This is a genomic window from Arthrobacter sp. TE12232, from assembly GCF_054062615.1.
Genome location: NZ_JBSSFK010000001.1, coordinates 1,026,617 through 1,047,736, shown reverse-complemented (window position 1 = coordinate 1,047,736; position 21,120 = coordinate 1,026,617). Strand labels below are relative to the sequence as shown.

Below are 21,120 nucleotides of genomic sequence, written 5' to 3'. Positions count from 1 at the left end.
TTTTTAGACAGCAACACAGACAAAGGAGTCACCCCATGCCAGATTTTGAGCTCAGCGAGGACTACCAGGTCCTCAGCGACACCGTCCGCGAATTCGCCGACGAAGTGGTAGCCCCGGTCTCCGCCAAGCACGACGAAGAACACAGCTTCCCCTACGAAATCGTCTCCCAGATGGCGGATATGGGCCTGTTCGGCCTGCCGTTCCCGGAGGAGTTCGGCGGCATGGGCGGGGACTACTTCGCCCTGGCGCTGGCCCTGGAACAGCTCGGACGGGTGGACCAGTCCGTCGCGATCACCCTGGAGGCGGGGGTGTCCCTCGGAGCCATGCCGATCCACCGCTTCGGCAACGCCGCCCAAAAGGAGGAGTGGCTGCCGCTGCTGGCCTCCGGAAAGGCCCTCGCCGGCTTCGGCCTGACCGAGCCCGAGGCCGGGTCCGACGCCGGCGGCACCAAGACCACCGCGAAGTTGGGCGGAGGGGAGTGGGTCATCAACGGCAACAAGGAGTTCATCACCAACTCCGGCACGGACATCACCAGGCTCGTCACCGTCGCCGCGGTGACCGGCCAGGATGAGCGCCCGGACGGCAGCATCAAGAAGGAAATCTCCACCATCCTGGTGCCCACCAACACACCGGGTTTCAAGGCGGAGAAGGCCTACAACAAGGTCGGCTGGAACGCCTCGGACACCCACCCGCTGACGCTCGACAACGTCCACGTCCCTGAGGAAAACCTGCTCGGCACCCGGGGCCGCGGCTACGCGAACTTCCTGTCCATCCTCGACGAGGGCCGGATCGCGATCGCGGCACTGGCCGTCGGCGCGGCCCAGGGCTGCGTGGACCAGTCCGTGAAATACGCCAAGGAACGCAGCGCATTCGGGCAGAACATCGGCAAGTACCAGGCCATCGCGTTCAAGATCGCCCGGATGGAAGCACGGGCCCACACCGCCCGCCTTGCCTACTACGACGCGGCCGCCAGAATGCTCGCCGGCAAGCCGTTCAAGACGCAGGCGGCCATCGCTAAGATGGTCGCAGGCGAGGCAGCCATGGACAACGCGCGGGACGCCACCCAGGTGTTCGGCGGCTATGGCTTCATCAACGAATTCACCGTGGCACGCCACTACCGCGACTCCAAGATCCTCGAAGTCGGCGAGGGCACCACGGAGGTCCAGCTGATGCTGATCGCCCGCGAACTGGGTCTCTGACCCGCCCGCTGGCCGCAACCGTCGAGGGAAGGATCACTGATGATCAACAAAGTTGTTGCCAGCGCTGCCGAGGCCGTCGCGGACATCCACGACGGCGCCTCGCTCGCCGTCGGCGGTTTCGGGCTGTGCGGCATTCCGGTCGCCCTGATCGAGGCCCTGCACCGGGGCGGCGCCACGAACCTGGAGACCGTCAGCAACAACTGCGGGGTGGACGACTGGGGCCTTGGGATCCTGCTCAAAGACGGCCGGATCCGGCGCACGATCAGTTCCTACGTGGGGGAGAACAAGGAGTTCGCCCGGCAATACCTCGCCGGCGAACTGGAGGTGGTCCTCACCCCGCAGGGAACCCTGGCCGAAAAACTGCGCGCCGGCGGCGCCGGCATTCCCGCCTTCTACACACCGGCCGGCGTCGGAACGCAGGTGTCCGACGGCGGGCTGCCGCAGAAGTACGACGCCGGGGGCAACGTCGCGATCGCCTCAGCTCCGAAGGAAGTCCGCAGCTTCCACGGCACGGACTACGTGCTGGAGGAATCACTGACCCCCGACTTCGGACTCGTGCACGCCTGGAAGGGTGATCGGCACGGCAACCTCGTCTTCCACGCGACCGCCATGAACTTCAACCCGCTGTGCGCGATGGCCGGGAGGATAACGATCGCCGAGGTCGAGGAACTCGTGGAACCAGGGGAGCTGGACCCGGAGCACGTCCACGTCCCGGGAATCTTCGTCCAGCGCGTGGTGCTGGCCCCGCACGGCGAAAAGCGCATTGAAAAGCGGACGGTGGCAGTGGCCTCCGGCGCCTCCGGCGCAACAAGACAGTTACCAGAGCAGGCAGGAGCATAGTCGTGGAAACGAACAACGCCCAGGGCGCCCCGCCCCGTCCCGAAGCCGTCCGCCACGAATACCGGCCCGCGGCCGTCGAACATCCCGCCGGTGTTGAGAGCAAGGGCTGGACCCGCAATGAACTGGCCGCCCGGGTGGCGCAGGAACTGCACAACGGGCAGTACGTCAACCTCGGCATCGGGATGCCGACCCTGATCCCGAACTACATCCCGGCCGGGGTCGAGGTGGTGCTGCACTCCGAGAACGGCATCCTCGGTGTCGGGCCGTACCCGGCGGACGAGCAGGTCGATCCGGACCTGATCAACGCCGGCAAGGAAACCGTCACGGTCAACAAGGGCGCCGCGTTCTTCGATTCCGCCGCTTCCTTCGGCATGATCCGGGGCGGCCACGTCGACGTCGCCGTGCTCGGTGCCATGGAAGTCGCCGCGAACGGCGACCTCGCCAACTGGATGATCCCCGGGAAAATGGTCAAAGGCATGGGCGGCGCCATGGACCTCGTCTTCGGTGCCAAAAAGGTGATCGTGATGATGGATCACGTGGACCGCAACGGCAAGCCGAAAATTGTGGAGGCCTGCACGCTGCCGCTGACCGGCAAAGGCTGCGTGGACCGGATCATCACCGACCTCGCCGTGATCGACGTCGTGACCGACGGCGGGCAGTCCCGGCTGGTGCTTCGCGAACTGGCACCGAACGTGTCCGTTGAGGACGTCGTGGCGGCCACCGGAGCCGAACTCTTCGAGGAAGACCAGGAACTGACCGTATGAGTGACACCGGCACGACATCGCCAGGCACTGGCACAAGCACAGGCACCGGCAACCCCCGGGTGATTGAACAGCGCGGCCTCTATTTCGACGAGCTGGAAGAGGGCGTGGTCTACGCACACCGGCCCGGCCGGACCGTCACCGAGACGGATAACGTCCTCTTCACCACCATGACGATGAACACCCAGGCCCTGCACCTCGACGCGGCCTGGAGCGCCGGGCAGCCGTTCGGCCAGCGGCTCATGAATTCGATGTTCACCCTGGCCACCGTCGTGGGCCAGTCCGTGCCCCAGCTGACCCAGGGCACCATCATCGCCCAGCTCGGCCTGACGGACGTGTCCTTTCCCCGCCCGCTCTACCACGGGGACACCCTCTACACGGAGACGGTGGTCACCGCGAAAAGGCTGTCCGCGTCCCGCCCCGGCCAGGGCATCGTGACCATGCAGCACACCGGGCGCAACCAGCACGGCGACGTGGTGGCCCTCGCCGCCCGCAGCTGCCTGATGTGGACACGCGAGGCCCACGCCGCTGCCGAGCTGGAAGCGGCGCGAAAGGGGACAATAGAGACATGAGTTTCCTGATGGGTCCCGCCCTGCTGTTCTGCCCCGCCGACCGCCCCGAGCGGTACCAAAAAGCCGCCGAGCGCGCCGACACCGTGATCGTGGACCTCGAGGACGCCGTCGCCCCCGCCGACAAACAGCGGGCCCGCGGCGCCATCCTCGCCCAGCTCGGCGCCGCCGGCGACGTTCCGGAACTGGATCCGAGCCGCACCATCATCCGGGTCAACCCGGCCGGCACGGACGAGTTCGAAAAAGACATGCACTGCCTCAAGCACACGCCCTACCGGCACATCATGCTGGCCAAGGCCGAGAACGCCGCACAGCTTAAGGAACTGGAGGGCTACAGCGTCATCGCCCTCTGCGAGACGGCCGTCGGCGTCCTCAACGCCGCCGCCATCGCCGCCGAACCCAACGTGGTGGCGCTCATGTGGGGTGCGGAAGACCTGCTGGCGTCGCTCGGCGGGACCTCCAGCAGGATGGAGAACGGTGATTACCGGGCCGTCGCGCTGCACGCCCGCTCCACCGTGCTCCTGGCCGCCGGCGCTTTCGGCAAGGACGCGATCGACGCCGTCTACGTCAACATCCCGGACCTCGCCGGGCTCGCGCTCGAGGCCCGCGACGCCGTGGCCTCGGGATTCTCCTCCAAGGCCTGCATCCACCCTGACCAGGTGGCCGTCGTCCGTGAAGCCTACGCCCCAACCGAGGCCGAGGTCGCGGCTGCCGCCGAGCTGCTCGACGCTGCCGCCGCCGCAGGCACGGGAGTCTTCCAGTTCAAGGGCAAAATGATCGACGGCCCCATCCTCAAGCACGCCGAGTCCACCCTCCGCCGGGCCGGGCGCACGGTCTAGGAACTCCCGCAACGACGTGGCGGGTGCGTTCCGGGATTCGTCCCGGGACGCCCCCGCCACCTCATGTGTGCCTGGGTATCCTTCCCCAGTTTCCCCGGTCCGGCTGCCTCTGGTTCGCGGCCGCTACTTCCGAGGTGCTACTTAGGAGCCGCTACTTCTCTGCCGGGACCTTGTCGGCAAACGCCGTGGTGTAGGTCTTGCTCAGGTCGATGGATGAGCCTTTGCCCTTGACGTTGGTGGAGTATTTGTCCAAGATGCTGAGCACGTTCTTGGCGCCGTCGGCGTCCATCTTTCCGTCCTTGTTGAACATCGTTTTGGTGTCGTTGATGGATTTCTCATAGAGCGCCTGTCCGGCGTTGGCGTATTCCTTGGGCATCTTGGCGGCGATCTCCGCGGCGCTGTGGCTATTGATGAACCGGAGGGCGCCCACGAAGGCGTTGACCACCTTCTGGACCGTTTGCGGGTTCTTCTGCACGAAGTCGCAGCTCATGTACACCGACGCGGCGGGATAGAGGCCGCCGAGCGCCTTGCGGGTTCCCTCCTCCGTGCGCATGTCGATCATCACTTTGCCCTTGCCGGTTTCAACGAGCTGGGCGATGGTGGGATCGGTGGTCATGCCCGCATCGATGCCATTGTTGTCCATGGCCGCGATGAAGGTCTGGCCGGCACCGACTTTGGCCGGGGTATAGCTCTTCACACCGGCCTGGCCGGCGAGGGCCTGGGTCAGGAAGTCGGTGGAGGACCCCAGCGACGTGATGCCCAGGTTTCGGCCCTCAAAGTCAGCCGCCGTCGTGATGGTGCCGGCCTTGCTGGTGGAGACAACCTCGGCCTCGCCGGGGATGTTCGCCAGCTGCACCACGGAGGTGATGCACTGTCCCTTGGCCTGCAAATCGATGGTGTGGTCATAGAACCCCTCAACGCCTTGTGCATTGCCGGTCAGCAGCGAGTTCTCCGCAGTGGCGCCGGATTGCTCGCCGAGGAGGTTGACTTTGACCCCTTCCTTTTCGAACAGGCCCAGTCCCTCGGCAAGCTTGGCAGGCATGTAGATGACCTTTTCCAGGCCGCCCACAATGATGTTGACTTCCGGTGTGCTGGCGCTGTCCACCGAGGCCGCCCGCGAATCCTGGCAGCCGCTGACTCCCGCGGCGACCGCGATGGTGAGAAGGACGGCTGATGCCTGGACACTACGTCGCTGTAGTTTCGTTTTCATGGTTTAGATTCCCTTGATCTGAGTCTGGGCCTGAGACGGCCGCCATTTGAGGAGCTTGTTTTCTGCAGTGGTAATGACGGATTCCGCCAGCAGCGCCACCACGGTGACGATGATCATGCCGGCGTAAATACCCGCCGAGTCGAACGTGCCCTGGGCGTTGGCGATCAGCATGCCCATGCCGTGCTTCGCCCCGGCGTACTCGCCCACGATCGCGCCGATGAGCGCGAACCCGAATGCCGTGTGGAGTGAGGAAAGAATCCAGGTGGTGGCACTGGGAAGCACGATCGACGTCAGGATCTTGCGTTTGCCTGCTCCGAGGATCCGCGCGTTGTTGACCACGTTGCCGTCCACTTCCCGGGCGCCGGTAAAGGCGTTGAAGAACACCGCGAAGAACACCAGGACCACCACCGTGGCAATTTTGGAGCTGATGCCGAAACCGAACCAGATGATGAACAGCGCGGCGAGGACGATGCGCGGGACGGCGTTGGCGGCCTTGATGAACGGTGAAAAGACTTCCGCCATGTAGTGGCTTCGGCCCAAGAGGACGCCGAGCACGATTCCGGCGACCGTGCCAATGGCGAAGCCGGCCGTGGCCTCCAGCACGGTATAGCCGATGTTCTCCCACACCGAGCCGAACTGGGTGCCGGAGGCAAACCATTGGATCAGCCGGTCCCAGATCAGTGACGGCTTGGAGTAGAAGAACGGGTCGATCAGATAGGTGGCAGTCAGTTCCCAGCTGCCAAGCCACACTGCGACGATCACTGCGCGCAAGGCCCACACCTTGTAACCGGCATTTCGTCTGGACCTGCGGGCACCGGCGAGCAAGCCGGCTTCGTTCTCGGCGCTGAGCTCCTGCCCCCGTGCGGCGGGCGGGGCGCTGATGGTGGGTGACGTCATCGTCGTTGTCCTAACTGGTTGCGTTTACTTTGCATCGGGTTGCCCGGCGGTGGCCCTGGCCTGTTCCACTTCGTCGCGCAGGCTGTCCCAGACCTGGCGGTAGATGGCCAGGAACTCGGGCGTGAGCCGGACCTCCTCCACATCGCGGGGACGGGGAAGGTCCACCCTGAATTCCGCTTTGATGGTGGCGGGGCTAGCCGTCATGACCACCACCCGGTCAGCAAGGGCAATGGCCTCTTCGAGGTCGTGGGTGACGAAAACAACGGCGGCGTCGCTGCCGCCCCAAAGCCGCAGGAGTTCCTGTTGCATGAGCTGGCGGGTCTGGACGTCCAGGGCGCTGAACGGTTCGTCCATCAGCATGATCTCGGGTTCGTTGACCAGCGTCTGGGCCAGCGCGACCCGCTTCCGCATGCCGCCGGAGAGCTGGTGCGGGTAGTACTTTTCAAACCTTCCCAGTCCAACCCGCTCCACCCATTCCCGGGCCTGGATGCGGGCGTCGGCCTTCGACGCTCCCCGATAGCGGGGGCCCGAGGCCACGTTGTCCAACACTGTCTGCCACGGAAGGGTTGCGTCGGCCTGGAACATATACCCGACCCGGGCCGGGATGCCGGTCACCAATTCACCCCGAACATACGTTTCGCCTTCCGAGGCGGGCTGCAGGCCGGAGACCAAGGACAAGGTGGTGGATTTGCCACAGCCGGTGGGGCCGACGACGGCGACGAACTCCCCGGGGGCAACAGCCAGGTTCACATCGCGGATGGCCGTATGGATGCCCCCGCCGTTCTTCGGGAATCTCTTCGTCGCCGCCCTCAACTCAATCAGCGGCGCCTTATTGGCTGGCATGGTGTCTCCTTCGTCACTTTGCGTTGCTGCGGCGCAGGCCCGGAATTCGGTTGCCTGTGCGCCACGTCACACGACGCTACGGCGTGAAATCGACGTCGTCGCCCTTTAGCTCCATTGCCGCTAAACAACCCTTTATGCACCTTGTGCGCTTTGTGCTCACGCGCCAGTGGTGCCCGGGGGGCAATGGCCCTAACGTTGTCCCGGGTCACCGGGGTCCGGTGCGGAACGTGAATGAGGAGCCGGTGGAAGCAGTGGACAGTGTTGTCCCGGAGGTGGGGGACCGCCGGGCGGTGCACCGGTCAGGGTTGGCGTTTTCGACCAGGATGCTGGTCCTTCAGCTCGCCGTTGTGGCTTTGGTGATTATCCTGACCGCGGGCGTCTATGGCTGGCTGACCTATCAGCGGCTCAGCGATGAGATCGGATCGAAATCCCTGGCGGTGGCGCAGAGCCTCGCGGTGGAGGAACCCATCCGCAAGGAACTTGGCGCTGTCGCCACGGCTGACCTCATCCCGGGGAACTCCACGCTGCGCACAGGGCCCGTCCAGCAACTGGCCGAAGTCCTCCGGGACCGGACTGACGCCTTGTTCGTCGTGGTCACGGACAGGTCCGGCCTGCGCTGGTCACATCCCAACCCGGCCGAGCTCGGCCGGCCGGTCAGCACCAGCCCGGATGCCGCCCTCTCGGGACAGGAGATCACCGTCCAGGAGACCGGAACCCTCGGGCCTTCCGTTCGCTCGAAAGTCCCGGTCTGGTCCGCCGACGGCCGGTCCATTGTCGGCGAGGTCAGCGTCGGTTTTTCCACCCGAGACGTGCTCGCGGGCTTGCAGGCCGCCATCCTCCCCATCCTCGGAGTTGCCGCTGTGGCCCTGACACTCGGCACTGCCGGAACGGCCCTCCTGAGCCGGCGGCTGCGGACCGACACACTGGGCCTGGAACCTGCTGAGATCGGCGAGCTTGTGCAGGACCAGGCAGTGGTGCTCTACGGTGTCGACGAAGGTGTGCTGGGCATCGCTGAAGACGGTCGTGTCACCATCTGCAACGGGAAGGCCCGCCGCCTTCTGGGCCTGGCGGGAACATCCGGCCGCACGTTGGCGGAACTCGGACTCCCGTCCAGGGTGCTGGCTCTGCTTGAGCCCGCCAACGCCGACGGAAACAAGAGCGTTCAGATGATGGTGAACGGCTCCGTGCTGATCATGACGGCTCGCAAGGTGGTGCGGGGCCGGCGGAAACTCGGCTGGGTCCTGATGGTCCGGGACCGGACGGACGTCGAGGCACTCAGCCGCCAACTGGATGCCGTGGGGGCGCTCTCTACCGCGTTGAGGGCCCAGCGCCACGAATTCGCCAACCGGTTACATGCCGTTTCGGGGTTGCTGAACGTCGGCCGCGCGGACGAGGCGGCCAGCTACCTGCAGGCAACGCTGAAATCGGGCCCCTTGAAGTACCCGGTGGACTTTGCGGGCAAGCTTGAGGACACCTACCTCCAGGCGTTCATTGGCGCGAAGGCGCTGCGGGCGGCGGAGCTGGGCGTGCCCCTCCGCCTGGGCGACGCCACCTTGATCACGGGGACGGTATCCGATCCGCAGAACGTCACGACGGTCCTGGGGAACCTGGTGGATAACGCGGTGGCGGCCGCCGTGCGGGGGGCGTGCCTGGACCGTTGGGTGGAAGTCGAGCTTCTCAGCGAGGACACCACGCTTCATCTCACGGTGGCTGATTCCGGGGACGGGCTGCAGGGGGTGGACCCTGAGGCGCCGTTCAAGGAGGGCTACTCGACCGCCGGACGGATGCCAGGCCAGGACCCGGAGCGGAACCCCGACCAGGGCCCGGCCGACTGGCTGGAAGCAGGAAACGCCGGGCAGGGCGAAGGGCTCGGGCTGACCTTGTCCCGCCAGATCGCGCGCAGCCGTGGCGGCGATGTCTGGGTGATTTCCCTCGGCGAGCCCGGCGGGCCGGGTGCCGTGTTTTGTGCCCGATTGCCTCGGGTCCTGGCAGTTAACGACGAAAGGACACGAATTGAAGGATGATCTGAGGGTCCAGATTGTCGACGACGACTTCCACGTGGCCCGGCTCCATGCCACCTACGTCAATGCCGCGCCCGGCTATATGGCACTGGAACCGGTGGGGACAGGGGGAGCCGCCCTGGAGGCCATCCACGCATTCCGCCCGGATCTTGTCCTGGTGGACATCTACCTCCCGGACGGCAACGGGCTGGATATCCTGCGGGGGCTGGATATTGACGCCTTCGTTCTCAGCGCCGCGTCGGATCCTTCCTCCGTCCGCAAGGCCATGCGGAGGGGAGCCCTCGGATATCTCATCAAGCCCTTTTCGGAGAAGCAGCTCGCCGAAAAGCTCCGCGGCTATGCCCGTTACCGTCGCCTGCTCGGTTCGGAATCCGCACTGGACCAGGAGGTCCTGGAACGTGCCGTGCGCCAGCTGCACGCCTCGGATGCGCAAACTGCCAAAGCCCGCACCGTGACGGAGACCGCCGTCCTCGGTGCCCTGGGACAAACCCCGGGAGCACTGACCGCGGTGGACGTTTCCGCAAGCGTCGGCATCTCCCGGGCAACTGCGCAACGTTACCTCTCCGCCCTGGTGGAGGACGGCTCCGTCGACGTCAACCTGCGCTATGGCACCACGGGACGACCTGAACACCGCTACAGTCTCCGGGCAACGTAGCCCTGTTGGGCGGGCCGTGGCGGGGTGGCGGATCCCTGGCGGCGGGAGGCGGGCGTCGAATCGCCACGACTGGCCGGACTCTCAGTCGTCCGGCGGCAGGGACAGCGGCGGAATCGATTCGTGCAGCGGGATCCGGATCCAGCGCTGGCCCGTCTCCCGGAACTCCGCCCGGGTGGAGAAACGGTACAGGTAGCTGCGGACCCGCACCCAGCGAGGCCGTTCGCCGTCGAACGGATCCATCCGCAGCAGGCGCAGGGTGGGGCGGTCGGCCTCCAGCAGCTTGGCCAGGAACGCGTAGAACCACCGCTCGTGCACGGTGCGCAGCGGCAGGAACCACATCAGCCAGTCGAGGCGAAGGTGATAGGGCGCCCACTGGCGCGGGACCCGCCGGACATCCCCGGGCTTGCCGCGGAAGCCGTACTCCCGCCACTCCGCAGTGTCGTCAGGCTCCGCGGCGAGGGTTCCTTCCACCGCGATTTCAATCCGCTGCTTCGTGACCGTTCCGAAGGCGCCGTAGGCGTTCACGAGCTGCCAGCGGTTGAAGGCGGCGTTCATCAGCTGGTAATGGGAGAGCAGGTTCTCGATCGGGCGGTAGCTGAGCACGAGCAGCAGGACGGTGCCAAAGAGCACCACCACCAGCCACGCGACCGGCGCCTGGCTGCCGACGCCGGCGGGAGCGCCGGCTCCCCAGGCCTCCGAGTGCCAGTCGAGCGGGATCGCCGGGACCACGGCATGCGCCACCGGATCACTGACCGCGGCGAAGGCGAGCAGGATCGCCATCCAGTTGAGCCAGGCGAAGTTCCCGCTCGCCACCAGCCAGAGCTGGGTGAAGACAATGATGCCCGCGGCCACGCTGGCCAGCGGCTGTGGGGCAAAGAGGAAGAACGGCACCACCAGCTGGGCGAAATGGTTGCCCAGGACTTCCATCCGGTGCCACGCCTTGGGCAGCAGGTGCGCCTGCCGGCTGAGCGGGCCGGGCATCGGCTGGGTCTCGTGGTGGTAGTACAGGGCCGTCAGATCCCGCCACTCCCGCCCGCCCCGGATCTTGATCATGCCGGCACCGAACTCAAGACGGAACACCAGCCAGGCCAGCAGGATCAGGATGGTCCTGGGCGGGGGAGTCTGGTCGGAGCCGAGGAACGCCACGGTAAACCCGGCCTCGAGCAGCAGCATCTCCCAGCCGAAGCCATAGAACGTTTGCCCCACGTTGACTATCGACATGTACAACAGCCACAGCGCCAGGAACGCCAGCAGGGGAACCCAGGGCGGCCCAAGCTGCGGCAACCCGAAGACAAGGGTGGCGGCAATCGCCATCCCGCCCCAGCACACCGCGCGCAGCAACCGGTCCGAGTAACGCCAGCTAAACAGGGTAGGCCTGCGCATCCGGTTGGAACCGGCCAGGAAATCCGGGACCGGCAACAGCCCGCGCTCGCCGAGGAGGGCCGGGAACTGGTTGAGTGAGGAAAGGAACGCCACGAAGTACAGGGTGGCGACGCCGCGCTGCAATACCTGCCGGGCGAACTCGTACTCCGGCGCGTCCAGCCAGGCCGTCCACTCCACGATCCCCACGTTACGCCTGCGGTTCCCGGCGTCAACGTCCTGTCGCAGGCAGAACCATGCGGGCGCCGACTGCGCACTTCGCGGCAGTGTTGCGCGCCGGGACTGCCGTGACATGCCAACGCGATACTGGCCGCGGCGCAACTTGAGCACGAGCGCGGTACGGGATACTTGAATCATGCAGCCGCGCAAGATCGTCATCCTCGGGTCCACCGGTTCCATCGGCACACAGGCGATTGACGTCGTCGACGGCGCCCCGCACCTTTTCGAGGTCGTCGCCCTCAGCGCCGGCGGCGGCAACCTCGAACTCCTGGCCCGGCAGGCCGTCCACACCCGCGCCCAGGCCATCGGCGTTGCCTCCGCGGACGCCTCCGCGCTCCGGGACATGATCCACGACGCCGCCCGCGCGGCAGGGCTCCTCGGGTACAGCCCCGAACTCATCACCGGACCCGACGCCTCCACCCGGATCGCGGAAATCACCGCTGACGTCATCCTGAACGGCATCACCGGCTCCATCGGGCTCGCCCCCACCCTGGCCGCCCTCAGATCCGGTGCCACGCTGGCCCTGGCCAACAAGGAGTCCCTGATTGTCGGCGGCTCGCTGGTCAAGGCCGCTGCCCGCGAGGGCCAGATCGTCCCGGTGGATTCGGAGCATTCGGCGATTGCCCAGTGCCTGCGCTCCGGCTCCGCAGCGGAAGTGGACCGGCTCATCCTCACGGCCTCGGGCGGGCCGTTCCGCGGCAGGACCCGGGACGAGCTCCACGATGTCTCGCCGCAGGACGCCCTGGCCCACCCCACGTGGGACATGGGCCTCATGGTCACCACCAACTCGGCAAGCCTCGTCAACAAGGGCCTGGAAGTGATCGAGGCGCACCTGCTCTTCGACATCCCGCTGGAGCGAATCGACGTCGTGGTCCACCCGCAGTCGGTGGTGCACTCCATGGTCCAGTTCGTCGATGGCTCCACGATCGCCCAGGCCTCGCCGCCGGACATGCGCCTGCCCATTGCCCTCGGTCTCGGCTGGCCGGACCGCGTCCCCGGCTCTGCCCGGGCCTGCGACTGGACCCAGGCCACCAGCTGGACCTTCGAGCCGCTGGACGCCGTGGCGTTCCCCGCAGTCGGCCTCGCCAAAGACGCCGCACGGCAGGGCAGCACCTTTCCGGCCGTGTTCAATGCCTCCAACGAGGAAGCCGTGATGGCCTTCCATGCCGGGCAGATCCGGTACACCGACATCGTCGATACCATCGAAGCCGTCCTCAGCGAACACACAGGATCCTCCGGGCTGACGGTGGAGTCGGTACTGGATGCTGAAAGATGGGCACGCGCCCGCACCCACGAACGTTTAGCCGTCAGAAGCGTCTAGGAAGCAGCAGATCACGCACATGAGCCCCGTCCTCCTCTTCATCCTCGGTGTCGTCTTCGTGGCGATCGGCATCGCCGTGTCCATCGCCCTGCACGAAGTCGGGCACCTGCTGCCGGCCAAGCTGTTCAAGGTCCGCGTGACCAAGTACATGATCGGTTTCGGACCCACCGTCTGGTCCAGGAAGCGCGGCGAAACCGAGTACGGCCTCAAGGCCATCCCGCTGGGCGGCTACGTGTCCATGATCGGGATGTACCCGCCTAACAAGGAAGACGGCACGGTCCGCACGTCGAGCACCGGCATGTTCCAGTCCCTGGCCTCCGATGCCCGCTCCCTGGCCCATGAGGAAATCGGCCCGGGCGACGAGAAGAGGGTCTTCTACCGTCTGCCGGTCTGGAAAAAGATCATCATCATGCTCGGCGGCCCTGCAATGAACCTGCTGATCGGCGTCGTGCTGACCGGGGTGCTGCTGATGGGATTCGGCGTTGCCAGCCAGACCACCACCATCGCCGACGTCTCCAAATGCCAGGTCAAGGCGGGCGAGACCGTGGACCCGAATTCCGCCGCCTGCAAGCTCACCCCCGCGGCGGCGGCCGGGCTCAAGCCGAACGACACCATTACCTCCTTCGACGGCAAGGCCGTCACCAGTTGGGATGAACTCACCGGCTGGATCCGCGCCTCGGCGGGCAAACAGGTCAGCATCACCGTGCAGCGCGGCGGCGCCACGGTCACTGCCACAGTCACGCCTGTGCTCTCCTCCCGCCCGGTGATCGGCGCCGACGGCCGGCAGGCCAAGGACGCCGGCGGGAAGCTCCAGTACCAGGATGTCGGTTTCCTCGGCATCGGCGCCCAGACGGCACTCGTCCAGCAGCCGGCGTCTGCCGTGCTGCCCATGGCGGGGGAGAACATCAAGCAGGTTGCCGGGGTGATCGTGAACCTGCCGGACCGCGTGGCCGGCGTGGCCAAGGCGGCCTTCAGCGAGGAACCCCGGGACCCCAACGGGCCCATCAGCGTGGTGGGCGTGGGCCGCGTGGCCGGCGAGGTCGCCGCCATGGAGGACGTTCCGCTGCAGTCCCGCTTCGCCGCCCTGGTAGGTCTGCTGGCCGGACTCAACTTCGCCCTGGCCGTCTTCAACCTCATTCCCCTGCTGCCGCTGGACGGCGGCCATGTGGCCGGCGCGCTGTACGAGGGAGGCCGCCGCCAGGTCGCCAAGCTGTTCGGCCGTCCGGACCCCGGCGCCTTCGATATCGCCAAGATGCTCCCGGTGACCTACGTCGTGGCCGTCCTGCTGATGGGCATGGGCGCCCTGCTGATTTACGCGGACATCGTCAAACCGGTCAACCTCTTCGGGTGACGCGGCGGCCCCCGCGGCTGCGGAAATGTCCCGCGAGGTTCACTGGCTTTGTCCGCGTGCTGAGCCCTGCGGTCCGGGGGCACTTTGCCGCGGTCCGGCGGCGAAATGGACGAGGTCGCCCGGCGCTTCGTGTCGAAGTGCCCCCGGATGGTGCGCGGTCAGTCCAGGCCTGGCCGCCCGGCCTCGCCTTCTCAGCCCGCTTCCGCTGATTTTCCTTCATTAGCTTATTTCGGCTGATTATTAGTAATCAGTTGAAAATGATTGATTATTGAGAATCACCTCTCTAGGCTGGGGCCATGTACGTCATGACAATCGACCAGCGCGGCAGTACGGGCGACGTCGACCGGGTCCCCGACCTCCTGAAGGAATTGGGCGCGCTCTCCACCGCGGGGCGCTTTGAGCGCTCGGTGGGCGACGAGGTCCAGGGCGTCGTGGAACAGCCCGACGAGGTAGTGGAGATTGCCCTGCACGCCCTGCGCAGCGGTCGCTGGTACGTCGGGATCGGGGTGGGGGAGGTGGACCAGCCGCTGCCCGCCAGTCCGCGGGAAGGCTCCGGCCCTGCCTTCGTGGCAGCCCGGGCCGCAGTTGACCGGGCCAAGGCCGCGGCAGCCCACGTGCCGCTCGCCGTGGTCGCCGGCAGCGGCCGGCGGCCTGGTGCCTGCGCCAATGCGGAGGCGGTGCTGCGGCTGATCGGACGCCTGGTCCAGGACCGGACCGTGGCGCAGTGGAAGGTGGTGGATGTGCTGCGTTCGGTGCGGGACGGACAGTCCGGCAGTTCCGGCACGCACGGCACACAAAAAATCGCTGCGCAGAAACTCGGAATCACGGAGCAATCGGTGAGCCGCGCCGTCTTGCGCTCCGGCTGGCAGGAAGAATGGGCGGCGAGGCCGGCGGCCGCAACGCTGCTGTCCTTTGCCGACGACAGCACGGAAGGAGACCGGTGAACGCCCTCTGGATCACCCTGGCCCTGCTCACGGCCGGCTTCATCGGCTGGCCGGTCACCGCCTTGGTCTTCCGGCTCGCGCGGACCATTGACGACCGGGCCGACTCCGCGGGCGTCGCCGGCACTGGTGCCGGCGACGCTGGGGTCGTGGATCCGGCCGCAGACTCAACCGCCGACGGCGAGAGCTCCCAGCGCCCAGTGGACGCCGCTACTGCAGCAGACGCTGCCGCGCAGGCCGCCGCGGACGCTGACACGATCAGCAACGCGCGCATCCTGCGGGGCGGCGCCATTATCGGAGTACTGGAACGGTTCGCAGTGTGCCTGGCCATTCTCGCCGGCCAGCCCGTCGCCATTGCCTATGTCGTGGCCATCAAGGGCCTTGGCCGTTTCGCGGAGTTGAAAGCCACCCCGGTGGCCGCCGAGAGGTTCATCATCGGAACGCTGACGTCCCTGCTCTGGGCATCCGGCGTCGCCGCCCTGACCAAGGTCCTCTTCCTCGGCTGACCGGGTGCAGGACGGCCCCGGATGGGAACCGGGCAAACTGGGCGATAGTGTATCCATATGACTGTTTTTGCTGTGGAGTATGTGTACGACGCCGAATCTTCCGAGGTCCGCGATGCCAGCCGCCCGGCGCACCGCGCATGGACCGCGGAACTTGCCCGCGAGGGCGACCTGCTCGCGAGCGGCCCCTACGGCGATGGTGCGGGTGCGCTGCTCATCTTCAAGGCGGCCGACGAAGCGGCCCTGAATGACCTCCTGCGGCAGGACCCGTTCGCCGCCGCCGGTGCCATCTCGGGCACCCGCACCACTGTGTGGGCGCCGCTGACCGGTCTGCTGGCCGAGCACGCCGCCTAGCCCGTTCCGCCCCCGCCTTCGATACCTCGATACCAAAAAGGGAGTCCACGTGACCTCGGTCAGCCTGGGAATGCCGTCAGCACCGCCCCCCGTCCTTGCCCCCCGCCGGAAGACGCGCCAGATCAAGGTCGGATCTGTGGGTGTCGGTTCCGACTCGCCCATCAGCGTCCAGTCCATGACCACGACGCCGACCACGGACATCAACGCCACCCTGCAGCAGATCGCTGAGCTCACCGCGTCCGGCTGCGACATCGTGCGCGTCGCCTGCCCGTCTGCCGACGACGCCGAGGCGCTGCCGATCATCGCCAAGAAGTCCCAGATCCCGGTGATCGCGGACATCCACTTCCAGCCGAAGTACGTCTTCGCCGCAATCGAGGCCGGCTGTGCCGCCGTGCGCGTGAACCCGGGTAACATCCGCAAGTTCGATGACCAGGTCAAGGAAATCGCCCGCGCCGCGAAGGACCACGGCACCTCCATCCGGATCGGCGTCAACGCCGGATCCCTGGAACCCGGCATCCTGAAGAAGTACGGCAAGGCCACCCCGGAAGCCCTCGTCGAATCCGCCGTCTGGGAAGCCTCGCTCTTTGAAGAGCACGGATTCCACGACTTCAAGATCTCCGTCAAGCACAACGACCCCGTCATCATGGTGGCCGCCTACGAGATGCTGGCTGAAAAGGGCGACTGGCCGCTGCACCTCGGCGTCACCGAGGCCGGACCGGCATTCCAAGGCACCATCAAGTCGGCCACCGCGTTTGGCGCCTTGCTCTCCCGCGGGATCGGCGACACCATCCGCGTCTCCCTCTCGGCCCCGCCGGTCGAGGAAATCAAGGTGGGCAACCAGATCCTGCAGTCGCTCAACCTGCGTCCCCGCAAACTGGAAATCGTCTCCTGCCCGTCCTGCGGCCGCGCCCAGGTGGACGTCTACACGCTCGCCGAACAGGTCACCGCAGGCCTGGAAGGCATGGAGATCCCGCTGCGCGTGGCCGTCATGGGTTGCGTCGTGAACGGTCCCGGCGAGGCCCGCGAGGCCGACCTCGGTGTCGCCTCGGGCAACGGCAAGGGCCAGATCTTCGTGAAGGGCGAGGTCATCAAGACTGTCCCCGAGGACCAGATTGTTGAGACACTGATCGAAGAAGCCATGCGTATCGCTGAAGAGATGGGGGACGCCGATGGCGAAGATGCTGTCAAGGGTAGCCCCGTGGTTAGCGTCTCGTAGGGACGGCGCCACTCCCGGCGTCGTAGTCCGCGTCCTCGGTGGCGCGGACACCGGACAATTGCTGGCGCTGGCTCATCGGGACGCCGTCGCCAATGTCTTTATCCTGTCGCACCTGGAGTCCGCGGGTACGGCATCCCCCACGGCAGGGGGCGCCAGTATCTTTGGCGTGTTCGACGGCGGCACGCTTCTCGGCGCCTGCTGGGCCGGCGCCAACCTGGTGCCGGTGCAGCTGGACCCGGACCTCGCCGGTGTCATGGCCATGGCCGCGCACCGTTCCGGGCGCCGCTACGCTTCGATTTTTGGCCCCGCCGAGACCGTCCTGGCCCTCTATACGGCCCTGGAGCAGCTCGGCCAGTCAGCCCACGAAATCCGCGACGACCAGCCCCTGCTGACCATCCAAGGCCCGCCCGCCGTCCGGCCCGAGCCCGCGCTGGGCTTTGGCCAGTTGGCCGACTTCGACAAGATCCTGCCCGCCTGCGCCGCGATGTTCGAGGAAGAAGTGGGATACTCGCCCTACCTTGGCGGCAGGGAGTATTACAGCCGTCGCGTCAAGAGCCTCATCCGTCAGGGCCATTCGCTCGTGCACCTCAGCGCCGACGGCGAGGTGATCTTCAAGGCTGAACTGGGCGCCGTCACACCGGAAGTCACCCAGGTTCAGGGTGTCTGGATGAATCCCGAGTTCCGCGGCCTGGGCCTGAGCGCGGGCTATATGGCTGCCGTCGTCGTCCTCGCGCAGACCCTGGCGCCGGTCACCAGCTTGTACGTCAACGAGTTCAACACCAAGGCGCGCGCCACCTACGACCGTGTGGGCTTCCGCCAGGTGGGCACGTTCGCTACAGTGCTCTTCTAGCGTTCGGTGCGCCGCGGAGTTTCCACACTTTCAACGGCAGTCGCCGGGCCCGGAAAGAATTTATCCGGTTGCAGACTCTTGATTCCCGGCCCTCTGTCACATAGGTTCTACCTAGCCGTGTCGCATAGGCGCGCACACTCCCCGGCGCAAACTCCGGGGAGGGCAACGCCTGGAGGCGACACCAAGTAGCTCACAGCCTGAGATCTGGGGGTGCTGGGGCCACGGAGCCACGCCATGACGGGATGACCAGCTGGAAACGGCCAGGGGCTTCCATCAGTCATGGCGTGGCTCTTCCACGTTCTTGCATGTCATGAGCGCTGCCGCCGCAGGGCGCTGCGGTAAGCGGGGGCCATCCGGACGGTAGATTAGTATCTAGATGCTTTTCCGGTTTTCCCGGCTATGCCCGCACTTCCCCAGAAACGGATACCCCACCTGTGGTCCTTCGACTCTCCCAGCTGTTCCTGCGCACCCTGCGCGAAGATCCCGCCGACGCCGAGGTGGCCAGCCACCGGCTCCTGGTCCGGGCCGGATACATCCGGCGGGCCGCGCCGGGCATCTACACCTGGCTGCCGCTGGGGCTGAGCGTGCTGCGCAAGGTGGAGCAGATCATCCGCGAGGAAATGTCCGCCATCGGCGCCCAGGAAGTCCACTTCCCGGCACTGCTGCCCAAGGAGCCCTACGAGGCCACCAACCGCTGGACCGAATACGGCGAGGGCATCTTCCGGCTCAAGGACCGCAAGGGCAACGACTACCTGCTGGCCCCCACCCACGAGGAAATGTTCACCCTTCTGGTCAAGGACCTGTACTCCTCGTACAAGGACCTGCCGCTGAGCATCTACCAGATCCAGAACAAGTACCGCGATGAGGCGCGTCCGCGGGCGGGCCTGCTGCGCGGCCGCGAATTCATCATGAAGGACTCCTACTCCTTCGACGTCGACGACGCCGGCCTGGACGCCAGCTATGCGGCGCACCGCGGCGCTTACCTGAAGATCTTCGAGCGTCTCGGCCTTGAGGTCATTCCCGTCGCTGCCACCGCCGGCGCCATGGGCGGGTCCAAGAGCGAGGAATTCCTGCACCCCACCGAGATCGGCGAGGACACCTTCGTGCGTTCCGCCGGCGGCTACGCAGCCAACGTCGAGGCCGTCACCACCGTGGTCCCCGCGGAGATCGACTTCAGCAACGCCCCGGCCGCGGAAGTCCGGGACACCCCGGATACGCCCACCATCGACACCCTCGTGGATGCCGCCAACGTGCTGGCTCCGCGCAGCGAGGCCGACGGCGGCGCCTGGACAGCCGCGGATACGCTCAAGAACGTCGTGCTCGCCGTGACGCTGCCGACCGGCGAACGCCAGATCGTGGTCATCGGCGTGCCCGGTGACCGCGGCGTCGACCTCAAACGCGTCGAAGCCAACATCGGTGCGTTCCTGCCCATCGCCGGTGAGATCACCCTTGAGGCCGCCGGCGAGGAAGACCTCAAGAAGCAGCCGCTCATCGTCAAGGGCTACCTTGGCCCCGGCCTGTCCCTCGAGGCCCCGCTGCTCGGCACCGAGGGTGCCGCAAAACTGCTCTACCTCGTGGATCCCCGTGTCGTCAGCGGTACGGCCTGGGTAACCGGCGCCAATGAGGCCGGCAAGCACGTCTTCGGCCTGGTCGCAGGCCGCGACTTCGGCTGGGACGGCGTCATCGAGTGCACCGAGGTGCGTGCCGGCGACGAGGCGCCCGACGGCTCCGGACCGCTCGAAACCGCCCGTGGCATCGAAATGGGCCACATCTTCCAGCTGGGCCGGAAGTACGCCGAGGCACTGGACCTGAAGGTCCTGGACCAGAACGGCAAGCAGGTCGTGGTGACCATGGGCTCCTACGGTGTCGGCGTGACGCGTGCCGTCGCGGCCCTCGCCGAATCCAACCACGATGACAAGGGCCTGGTCTGGCCGCGCTCCGTCGCCCCGGCCGATGTCCATGTGGTGGCCGTGGGCCGCGGCGAGGAAATCTTCGCGGCCGCGGAAAAGCTGGCCCTGGAGCTTGAAGCCGCCGGCCTCGACGTCATCTACGACGACCGTCCCAAGGTATCCCCGGGCGTGAAGTTCGGCGACGCCGAACTCGTCGGCGTGCCGACCATCCTCGCCGTCGGGCGGGGACTCGTGGACGGCGTCGTGGAGATCAAGGACCGCCGCAGCGGCAATGCCGAAAACGTGGCCGTTGACAAGGCTGTTGACTACGTGGTCAACGCCGTCCGCAACAGCTGACGCCGCGTAGGTAGTGGTCTCAGGACTCGAGTCGATCCAGCTCGGTACCGTCATCCTGATCGTCGTGGCGGGTCTGGCGGCGGGCTGGGTCGACGCCGTCGTGGGGGGCGGCGGTCTCATCCAGCTTCCGGCCATGCTGCTGGTACCGGGCATCAGCCCGGTGCAGGCGCTGGCCACGAACAAGATGGGCTCCATCTTCGGCACCACCACGAGCGCTGTCACGTACTACCGCCGCGTCCGACCCGATTTGCGTACCGCCCTGCCCATGGCGGTGATCGCGATGGCGGGCAGCTACGGCGGTGCGGTGCTGGCCGCCAACCTGCCGGCAAGCGTATTCAAGCCGATCATCGTGGCGGCGCTGATCGCCGTCGCGCTGTTCACCGCCTTCCGGCCCAACGTCGGTGAGCTGACCAGGCTGCGCCATTCGGGGCACCGGCACTACGTGGTGGCCTGCCTGATCGGCGGCGTGATCGGCTTCTACGACGGGCTGATCGGTCCGGGCACCGGCTCCTTCCTGATCATCGCGCTGGTCTCCGCCATGGGCTACGCCTTCCTGGAAGCCAGCGCCAAGGCCAAGATCGTGAACATGGCCACGAACGCCGGCGCCCTGCTGTTCTTCATACCGCACGGTGCCGTGCTGTGGGGACTCGGGTTGCTCCTGGGCATGGCAAACATGGCCGGCGGCTACATCGGAGCCCGGACAGCCGTCAAACAGGGGAACAGATTCATCCGGATCGTGTTCCTTGCCGTGGTCGGAGCACTGATCGTCAAGCTCGGTTCGGATGTCTGGCAGGACAACTTCGCCTAGCACCCACGCCCGCGCGCACGCCTGCGCGCGGGCCGGCACGCGGGAGCCCCCTCCCGCGGGGGACTCCCAGTCCGGTGGCCCCGGGCGTAGCATGCAG

The 21,120-nt window shown here is 66.6% G+C and carries 20 protein-coding genes; 16 read left to right on the top strand and 4 right to left on the bottom strand.

What is annotated here, in order from left to right; translation table 11 throughout:
• Positions 1-35 precede the first annotated feature (35 nt).
• The 5 genes from ACVWZ7_RS04665 to ACVWZ7_RS04645 are packed head-to-tail and all read left to right on the top strand — an operon-like array spanning position 36 to position 4,208.
• Entirely contained in the window at positions 36-1,199 is a 1,164-nt protein-coding gene (locus ACVWZ7_RS04665) for an acyl-CoA dehydrogenase family protein (protein ID WP_456507123.1), read from the top strand.
• 39 nt (positions 1,200-1,238) lie between these two features.
• Positions 1,239-2,039: a CoA transferase subunit A gene (locus ACVWZ7_RS04660; protein ID WP_456507122.1), complete on the top strand. Its 801-nt coding sequence runs from the start codon at positions 1,239-1,241 to the stop codon at positions 2,037-2,039.
• A gap of 2 nt (positions 2,040-2,041) precedes the next feature.
• Positions 2,042-2,803, top strand: a complete 762-nt coding sequence (locus ACVWZ7_RS04655) for a CoA transferase subunit B (RefSeq protein ID WP_116768223.1) — start codon at positions 2,042-2,044, stop codon at positions 2,801-2,803.
• Positions 2,800-3,372, top strand: coding sequence for a MaoC family dehydratase (locus ACVWZ7_RS04650; RefSeq protein WP_456507121.1), 573 nt, complete (start codon positions 2,800-2,802; stop codon positions 3,370-3,372). The genes ACVWZ7_RS04655 and ACVWZ7_RS04650 overlap by 4 nt, the downstream gene beginning before the upstream one ends.
• Positions 3,369-4,208 (top strand): HpcH/HpaI aldolase/citrate lyase family protein, encoded by an 840-nt coding sequence (locus ACVWZ7_RS04645; RefSeq protein WP_456507120.1) that lies wholly within the window; start codon positions 3,369-3,371, stop codon positions 4,206-4,208. Before ACVWZ7_RS04650 ends, ACVWZ7_RS04645 begins: the two co-directional genes overlap by 4 nt.
• 151 nt (positions 4,209-4,359) lie before the next feature.
• Here the strand turns inward: ACVWZ7_RS04645 and ACVWZ7_RS04640 are convergent, their stop codons facing one another.
• The 3 genes from ACVWZ7_RS04640 to ACVWZ7_RS04630 are packed head-to-tail and all read right to left on the bottom strand — an operon-like array spanning position 4,360 to position 7,158.
• Positions 4,360-5,418, bottom strand: coding sequence for an ABC transporter substrate-binding protein (locus tag ACVWZ7_RS04640; protein ID WP_456507119.1), 1,059 nt, complete (start codon positions 5,416-5,418; stop codon positions 4,360-4,362).
• A 3-nt stretch (positions 5,419-5,421) separates the two neighbouring features.
• On the bottom strand, positions 5,422-6,315 hold the full coding sequence (locus tag ACVWZ7_RS04635; protein ID WP_344363854.1) for an ABC transporter permease: 894 nt from the start codon (positions 6,313-6,315) through the stop codon (positions 5,422-5,424).
• Positions 6,316-6,339: 24 nt separating this feature from the next.
• A complete protein-coding gene (locus ACVWZ7_RS04630) occupies positions 6,340-7,158 on the bottom strand; it encodes an ABC transporter ATP-binding protein (RefSeq protein WP_456507118.1) in 819 nt (272 codons plus the stop codon).
• Positions 7,159-7,400: 242 nt separating this feature from the next.
• On the opposite strand from ACVWZ7_RS04630, the gene ACVWZ7_RS04625 reads away from it, so the two are divergent.
• Positions 7,401-9,182 carry a sensor histidine kinase gene (locus ACVWZ7_RS04625; protein ID WP_456507117.1) on the top strand — a complete coding sequence of 594 codons (1,782 nt, stop codon included), beginning with the start codon at positions 7,401-7,403 and terminating at the stop codon, positions 9,180-9,182.
• Positions 9,172-9,834, top strand: coding sequence for a response regulator (locus tag ACVWZ7_RS04620; protein WP_344363846.1), 663 nt, complete (start codon positions 9,172-9,174; stop codon positions 9,832-9,834). The genes ACVWZ7_RS04625 and ACVWZ7_RS04620 overlap by 11 nt, the downstream gene beginning before the upstream one ends.
• A gap of 81 nt (positions 9,835-9,915) precedes the next feature.
• Here ACVWZ7_RS04620 and ACVWZ7_RS04615 read toward each other — a convergent pair whose 3' ends face one another.
• Positions 9,916-11,394: a lipase maturation factor family protein gene (locus ACVWZ7_RS04615; RefSeq protein WP_456507116.1), complete on the bottom strand. Its 1,479-nt coding sequence runs from the start codon at positions 11,392-11,394 to the stop codon at positions 9,916-9,918.
• Positions 11,395-11,569: 175 nt separating this feature from the next.
• Here ACVWZ7_RS04615 and dxr point away from each other — a divergent pair, with 175 nt between their 5' ends.
• The 9 genes from dxr (at position 11,570) to ACVWZ7_RS04570 (ending at position 21,023) form a co-directional block, all read left to right on the top strand.
• Complete coding sequence (gene dxr, locus ACVWZ7_RS04610; RefSeq protein ID WP_456507115.1) at positions 11,570-12,754, top strand: 1-deoxy-D-xylulose-5-phosphate reductoisomerase; 1,185 nt, start codon at positions 11,570-11,572, stop codon at positions 12,752-12,754.
• A 19-nt stretch (positions 12,755-12,773) separates the two neighbouring features.
• Positions 12,774-14,105 (top strand): M50 family metallopeptidase, encoded by a 1,332-nt coding sequence (locus tag ACVWZ7_RS04605; protein WP_091249703.1) that lies wholly within the window; start codon positions 12,774-12,776, stop codon positions 14,103-14,105.
• Between the two features lie 296 nt (positions 14,106-14,401).
• The gene (locus ACVWZ7_RS04600) at positions 14,402-15,049 is read left to right on the top strand and encodes a MarR family transcriptional regulator (protein WP_456507114.1); all 648 of its coding nucleotides are present in this window, start codon (positions 14,402-14,404) and stop codon (positions 15,047-15,049) included.
• A complete protein-coding gene (locus tag ACVWZ7_RS04595; protein ID WP_456507113.1) occupies positions 15,046-15,552 on the top strand; it encodes a hypothetical protein in 507 nt (168 codons plus the stop codon). The genes ACVWZ7_RS04600 and ACVWZ7_RS04595 overlap by 4 nt, the downstream gene beginning before the upstream one ends.
• Positions 15,553-15,609: 57 nt before the next feature.
• The gene (locus ACVWZ7_RS04590; RefSeq protein ID WP_091249712.1) at positions 15,610-15,903 is read left to right on the top strand and encodes a YciI family protein; all 294 of its coding nucleotides are present in this window, start codon (positions 15,610-15,612) and stop codon (positions 15,901-15,903) included.
• Positions 15,904-15,952: 49 nt separating this feature from the next.
• The gene (ispG, locus tag ACVWZ7_RS04585) at positions 15,953-17,119 is read left to right on the top strand and encodes a flavodoxin-dependent (E)-4-hydroxy-3-methylbut-2-enyl-diphosphate synthase (protein ID WP_091249715.1); all 1,167 of its coding nucleotides are present in this window, start codon (positions 15,953-15,955) and stop codon (positions 17,117-17,119) included.
• Positions 17,082-17,969 (top strand): GNAT family N-acetyltransferase, encoded by an 888-nt coding sequence (locus tag ACVWZ7_RS04580; RefSeq protein WP_456509064.1) that lies wholly within the window; start codon positions 17,082-17,084, stop codon positions 17,967-17,969. Before ispG ends, ACVWZ7_RS04580 begins: the two co-directional genes overlap by 38 nt.
• Positions 17,970-18,403: 434 nt before the next feature.
• Positions 18,404-20,215, top strand: coding sequence for a proline--tRNA ligase (locus ACVWZ7_RS04575; protein WP_456507112.1), 1,812 nt, complete (start codon positions 18,404-18,406; stop codon positions 20,213-20,215).
• A 13-nt stretch (positions 20,216-20,228) separates the two neighbouring features.
• On the top strand, positions 20,229-21,023 hold the full coding sequence (locus tag ACVWZ7_RS04570; protein WP_456507111.1) for a sulfite exporter TauE/SafE family protein: 795 nt from the start codon (positions 20,229-20,231) through the stop codon (positions 21,021-21,023).
• Positions 21,024-21,120 lie beyond the last annotated feature (97 nt).

What these genes read in the sequence shown, in the direction of transcription:
- ACVWZ7_RS04665 (WP_456507123.1), top strand. Translation starts at nt 36, where the DNA reads ATGCCAGATTTTGAGCTCAGCGAGGACTACCAGGTCCTCAGCGACACC.
- ACVWZ7_RS04660 (WP_456507122.1), top strand. Translation starts at nt 1,239, where the DNA reads ATGATCAACAAAGTTGTTGCCAGCGCTGCCGAGGCCGTCGCGGACATC.
- ACVWZ7_RS04650 (WP_456507121.1), top strand. Translation starts at nt 2,800, where the DNA reads ATGAGTGACACCGGCACGACATCGCCAGGCACTGGCACAAGCACAGGC.
- ACVWZ7_RS04645 (WP_456507120.1), top strand. Translation starts at nt 3,369, where the DNA reads ATGAGTTTCCTGATGGGTCCCGCCCTGCTGTTCTGCCCCGCCGACCGC.
- ACVWZ7_RS04640 (WP_456507119.1), bottom strand. Translation starts at nt 5,418, where the DNA reads ATGAAAACGAAACTACAGCGACGTAGTGTCCAGGCATCAGCCGTCCTT.
- ACVWZ7_RS04635 (WP_344363854.1), bottom strand. Translation starts at nt 6,315, where the DNA reads ATGACGTCACCCACCATCAGCGCCCCGCCCGCCGCACGGGGGCAGGAG.
- ACVWZ7_RS04630 (WP_456507118.1), bottom strand. Translation starts at nt 7,158, where the DNA reads ATGCCAGCCAATAAGGCGCCGCTGATTGAGTTGAGGGCGGCGACGAAG.
- dxr (WP_456507115.1), top strand. Translation starts at nt 11,570, where the DNA reads ATGCAGCCGCGCAAGATCGTCATCCTCGGGTCCACCGGTTCCATCGGC.
- ACVWZ7_RS04605 (WP_091249703.1), top strand. Translation starts at nt 12,774, where the DNA reads ATGAGCCCCGTCCTCCTCTTCATCCTCGGTGTCGTCTTCGTGGCGATC.
- ACVWZ7_RS04600 (WP_456507114.1), top strand. Translation starts at nt 14,402, where the DNA reads ATGTACGTCATGACAATCGACCAGCGCGGCAGTACGGGCGACGTCGAC.
- ACVWZ7_RS04590 (WP_091249712.1), top strand. Translation starts at nt 15,610, where the DNA reads ATGACTGTTTTTGCTGTGGAGTATGTGTACGACGCCGAATCTTCCGAG.
- ACVWZ7_RS04580 (WP_456509064.1), top strand. Translation starts at nt 17,082, where the DNA reads ATGCTGTCAAGGGTAGCCCCGTGGTTAGCGTCTCGTAGGGACGGCGCC.